General features: G+C 67.0%; 5 protein-coding genes. 1 reads left to right on the forward strand and 4 read right to left on the reverse strand.

What is annotated here, in order from left to right:
- The first annotated feature begins 50 nt into the window (after positions 1-50).
- Positions 51-524, forward strand: a complete 474-nt coding sequence (locus tag AC2VOG_RS19250) for an RDD family protein (protein WP_486941427.1) — start codon at positions 51-53, stop codon at positions 522-524.
- Here the strand turns inward: AC2VOG_RS19250 and AC2VOG_RS19255 are convergent.
- The 4 genes from AC2VOG_RS19255 to AC2VOG_RS19270 form a co-directional block, all read right to left on the reverse strand.
- Entirely contained in the window at positions 514-987 is a 474-nt protein-coding gene (locus tag AC2VOG_RS19255) for a gluconokinase (protein ID WP_486941428.1), read from the reverse strand. The genes AC2VOG_RS19250 and AC2VOG_RS19255 overlap by 11 nt on opposite strands.
- A 37-nt stretch (positions 988-1,024) precedes the next feature.
- Entirely contained in the window at positions 1,025-3,028 is a 2,004-nt protein-coding gene (locus tag AC2VOG_RS19260) for a DUF7064 domain-containing protein (protein WP_486941429.1), read from the reverse strand.
- A gap of 27 nt (positions 3,029-3,055) precedes the next feature.
- Positions 3,056-4,561: a carboxylesterase/lipase family protein gene (locus AC2VOG_RS19265; RefSeq protein WP_486941430.1), complete on the reverse strand. Its 1,506-nt coding sequence runs from the start codon at positions 4,559-4,561 to the stop codon at positions 3,056-3,058.
- A 19-nt stretch (positions 4,562-4,580) separates the two neighbouring features.
- On the reverse strand, positions 4,581-5,420 hold an 840-nt coding region (locus tag AC2VOG_RS19270; RefSeq protein ID WP_486941431.1), incomplete at its 5' end, for a PEP-utilizing enzyme.

The raw sequence follows: 5,420 nt of genomic DNA on the forward strand, positions 1-5,420 counted from the left end.
GGTTGGGTTTGCGAGGGTACATTAGCTGTCACCGCTGCTAGGAGCCCGTTATGACATCGGCTGACCACCCGAACCACGGCTATGCGCCCCAAGGGCACGGTATTCGCGCCGGAGGTCTTGGCGCCCGCTTTCTGGCCCGCCTGATCGACGGCGTACTGGTCAATATCGTGGCGTTCTTCTTGTCGCTGTTCGTGGTGAAGGACGACTACCCGTGGCTGGTCACCGGGTTGTTCTCCGGCGTACTGATGTTCGGCTACTTCGTGCTCTTCGAAGTCGCGCAGGGCAGCACGCCGGGCAAGCGGCTGTTGGGCTTGAGCGTCCGCGGTCCCGGCGGTGCCCCCAAGCCCGACGCCGCCCAGTCAGCCATTCGCAACTCGTTCACGCTGCTGTCGGTGGTGCCCTACCTCGGCCCGCTGCTGGCGTTCATCGCCTACGTCGTCATCGCCGTAACGATCAGCGGCAGCCCCACCAAACAGGGCAAGCACGACGAGCTGGCCGGCGGCACTCAGGTGGTCAGGGCCTGAGCTGAAGGTGCTCAACGAAAGCATCGACGATCGCGTCGACGCTGTGCCCGACGTCGATCGCCATGCCGCGCTCGTCGGCACCCAGCGGTTCCAGTGCCTCGAATTGCGACATCATCAGCGACGAGGGCATGAAGTGGCCCGCGCGGCCGGCCTGCCTGCCGACGATCAGCTCCGGTGAACCGGTCAGGTGCAGAAACTCGACATCGGTACGGTGCGAGCGCAATTGGTCGCGGTATCGGCGTTTGAGCGCCGAACAACTCATGACCCCGTCGTCGTGGGCTGCCAGCCACTGCCCAACGGCGTCCAGCCACGGGTAGCGGTCGCCGTCGGTCAGGGGCGTGCCCGCGGACATCTTCGCGACGTTGGCCGCCGGATGAAAAGCGTCGGCATCGGCGAATGGGACTTCGAGGCGACGTGCCAGTGCACGGCCGACGGTCGATTTGCCGGCGCCCGACACGCCCATCACGACGACTGCACGGCAGCGCTTTCCAGCCTTCACATCACTGCGTCGACAGGTTGTGGTTCCACTCCAGCCAACCGACGCCGGTCCGCCCGTCGGCGGTGCTCACGGTGGCCCAGACCCGCGGGAATTGGCTGATCCGGCCATCTTTGGCGACCAGACGCAGTGGCGCATGCCCCCGAATGTCGACACTTGCTGCGATGCCACCGGGCTCGAACGCCAACGTCGCACCGACCGGCAGTCCGGCCGCGTCGAATGTCTCTGTGCGAGAGATCGTCTGCAACTCATCGACCGTGCCGTCGCCGCTCTGGACGTAGCCGACGCTCATCGGCGGGACGCCCGGTATCGAGACCTCCACCGCATGCAGGTGGGTCCCGTCATCAAGGTGCAGCGCACTCCAGAGCCAGTCCATGCTCCACCAGTCACGCACCCCCCACGAGTGGTCCCGCTGACCGGGTACCGCGTCGATGGTATAGCGATTGCCGTTCACAGTAACCGATCCCGTTACCGTGCAGGGTATCTCGTACCGGGTGGTGACCCGGTACCGGTACGGCGTGCCCGCCGTCGACCATTCCAGCTCGAGTGCGACGTCGACCGGGGCACCCTGTTGCGCTCGCAGCAATGCGGCCGGGTCGTCGAAGGACTGGCCGCGCCCGCGCACCTCGACCCGATAGCTGCGCAGCGGGTCGACGGCGGAGTGGGTGAAGTCAATCTCGCCGGTGCGCACCGTCCACGGATCGGCGGGCAACCGAACCTCGAAGTCGACCAGCGCGACCGTGGGCAGGTCGGGACCGCAGAGCAGGACGTTCAGCCAGGCCGTCTGCTGGTTGGGGATCAGGCCCAGGCGTACCCAGCCGCCCAATCCCTGCGCCGCATCGGCGAAGTCGGCATACCAACTTTCATTCCACAACGGCTCATCGGTCGCGGCGTGCGCCAACTCGTCCTCGGCCGCCGGGCAGAGGGCCACGACGGCGGTCGGCGCGGGCAGGACGGCCAACGCGTCGGTGTCGAGAACGTGCTCGCAATGCCGCCGCAGCATGGTCATGAACATCTCATCGCCACGTTCGGTGCGTTCCACCAGCATCGACGACACGATCGCCATCATCACCCCAAAAAAGCTCTGCCTGCGCACGCCGTCGCGTACTTCGGCAAGGCTGATCGGAGCATCCGGGCCGAGCGCGCGGTGGTAAGTGTGAAGCAGCGCCTCGTAATGCTCGCGACGACTCTCGACCGACAACGCGCAGCCGAGAAAGTAGGCCAGGTCGGTCATCGCCGGGCCCCAGGTGACCGTCTGCCAATCGACCACGGTCAGGGGACGTTCGGCGCCCTGCGCCCCGAAGAGCAGGTTGTCCAAGCGATAGTCGCCGTGGATCAAACCGTGGATGCGACCCTCAGCCGCCTCGTCGGCCAGGTAGGCATCGAATCCACCGACCAAGCGCTCGCAGACCACGCGGTGCCGCAGGGAGATCTGCTCGCCATAGCGATCGACGAAGCCGGCGAACAATGCCGTGATCAGGGCCTGGTTGATCGGCGCGTCGCGGTTGAGCCAGGCCGCGTCGGCGAGCGTGGCGTCACCCAGTAACGGGCCCTGCAGACCGGCCAACTCGGTCACGGCGGTGTAGGCCTGCGCCGTTGTGGCGCCGCGGATTTCATCTCCGACAACGGCCGGGTTCGCGTCGCCGAGCAGAGCGTCGAAGGTGCCGGACTCGGCATCGAACGCCGCGTGGTAGCACGGGGCGACCGGACCGTGCAGGCGCGGAGCGATGTCGCGGTAGAAACGGATTTCACGCTCATAGAGGCCCAGCGTCATCCCGGTCTGACGGCTCATCGGATCGGTGGCCGCGACCTTGAGCACCACCGACTCCGGTTGATCAGCGCCGGCGTCGGCGTAGGTGGGTCGGACCCGATAGCACTCGCTCATCTGGCCGGTACCGATGCGTTCGGCGGTGAAATCGGCAACGGTTCCGCAGCCAAGGGCTGCGGTCAACCAGGCAGCGGTGAGGTCAGCGGGCCGTTCGACGACGTTGCCGGTGTGCGGTGTCATTACTCGTCCACGTAATCACATCGCCCGTCATCGCGCCAGGGAAAAGCCTTCCCATGCCCTGCGCCGCTCGGGATGCGGATCGAATTGCAGACCGGACTTGCGGTCGAACACCATCACCGCGCGATCAGTGTCGGTGTAGGCCGGCCAGTCGTCGCCGGGGTTGCCGCTGCGACTGAATGACCGCCAGCGCCTTTGCACTTCGCGCGTGACCCGCATCGCGGACGGCCGGTCGACCGGCGTGGTCAGCAACGCCCCCAACTTGGTTCGGTAGGTCCCGAACACCGCGAGTAGTTCGGTGGCATGGGTCGCCCCCAGTCCGGACCAGCGCAGCACCCGCGGCGCGTAGTCGTACCGATAGAGATAGGTCGGCGCGTGCCGGCCGTGCGCCTCGGCCATCCCCCATGCCGCCGAGCCGAATGCGAAATCGCCGCCCAACCGGATGCACGCCGATCGCTGCGGGTAGTCGGGGTAGGCATCGATGATGCGTGCCCGCTCGGCCGGCTCGACTTCGGCCAGCAGCGCGTCGATCATCGGCTTGTTGGTCGGCAACAGCTGCAGGAAGCGGGTGAACAACCGGCCTTCGTCTGCGTTGGTTCCCACGATGAGCGGCACACGATGCGCCTTGCCCTGCTGCATCGCATCGAGCGGGTCCAGCGGCAGCACGTCGTCGCCGAATACCGGTCCAATGGGGAACGCGCCCAACATGTCTCGTACACCGTCGCTGATCAGGCGATGCTGCGCCGCCACCAGCTCCGCGGGTGTCGCCTTCATCAGCACGTCGATCGCATTGTCCTTGCGGGCGCCGAGTACCGCGGCGAACCGCGCTGCGAATTCCGCGGCGACATCGGTTGAGCGCGTCATACCGCTGGCGGGACTCTCCGAAATTGCCTGAGCGAAAAGTCCTTCGGCATCAGGTGCGGCCAGCAATGCAGCGACGGCATGCGCGCCGGCGCTCTCGCCGAACACGGTCACATTCGCGGGGTCGCCACCGAAGGCCGCAATATTGTCCTGAACCCAGCGCAGCGCCAGGATCAGATCGCGCAGAAACAGGTTGCCGGCGATGGTGACGCCCGCCGTCGACAGCGACGACAAGTCCAGACAGCCCAGCGCACCCAGCCGGTAGTTGACCGAGACGTAGATGCAGCCGCGTTTGGCCAGCGCCACCCCGTCATAGATCGGCGTGGCCGAGCTACCCATGATGTATCCGCCGCCGTGGATGAACACCATCACCGGTAGTGGCTCGGCCGCCGCCGCTTCGGGCGCGACCACGTTGAGGGTGAGGCAGTCCTCCCCCATCGCCTGGTACTTGCCGAGCCCGAGGACGGTGTAGCGACGCTCCTGCGGTGCGCATTTGGTGAAGCCGTGGCAATAACGCACACCGCGCCAGGGCTGAGCCGGCTCGGGCGCCCGGAACCGCAGTGCACCCAGCGGCGGACGAGCGTAGGGGATGGATCGCCAGCGATGGACGCCGTCGCGGGTGAAACCTTCGACGGTTCCCGCGGCGGTCACGACGCGGACGGTGTGTTCATGCATCACCCGACGGTAGCGAACGTCAGGAAGTGCCGCCGGGCAGGTCCGGCTCGAGCACCTGGACGGTCCCGGCCGTGCCGTCGACTTCGATGAGCGCTCCGGGCGGCAGACGTCGCGTGGCGTCATGCACATCGACCACGCACGGGATGCCGAATTCCCGAGCCACCACGGCGGCATGCGACATCGGTCCGCCGAGTTCGGTGACGACGGCACCCGCGTAGGAGAACGCGGCCGTATAGCCGACGTCGGTGACTTCCGCGACGAGGATTTCGCCGGCCTCCAAATCGTCGATGGTGTCCGGCCGGACGATCCGCACCCGGCCGCGGACCCGCCCACCGCTCACGCCGGCACCGCTGAGCGCTTGCCCCGGGGACAGCACGGATGCCGCGACGGTCGCGGGACGCCACGTGCCGCTGAAGATCGCCGGTGGGGTGACGCCGGCGAGCCGGCTCTGCTCGGCACGGCGCCGCGCGACCACCCCGGCGGGATCGGCGGGCAGCGCGTCGAGTTCGTCGACGAGCAGGTAGAACACGTCGTCGACGGTGTCGAGGACACCTGCACTGGTGAGCCGGCGCCCCAGTTCGCGAAGCAGGTTGCGCAACAACCAGACCGCGCGCACCATCCGATCGCGACGCACTTCGCGGTCGCGGACCTGGTGCGCAGCCAGCAGTGCCACCGGTCGAGCGCGCAACGGGATCTCCGAGCGGTTGGTCTTCGAGCGCATCGGCGCGTCAAGGGATTTCGCCACCATACGCAGTAGCAACTCCGGGTCGTCGGCATAGCTGGACGAGCGCATTTCGAGCTCGGCGGGACCACGGTGTCCGAACGAGTTCAATTCAGCGAGAACCTTCTTGTGGAACTC

This window comes from Mycobacterium sp. TH-M11 (assembly GCF_057473725.1).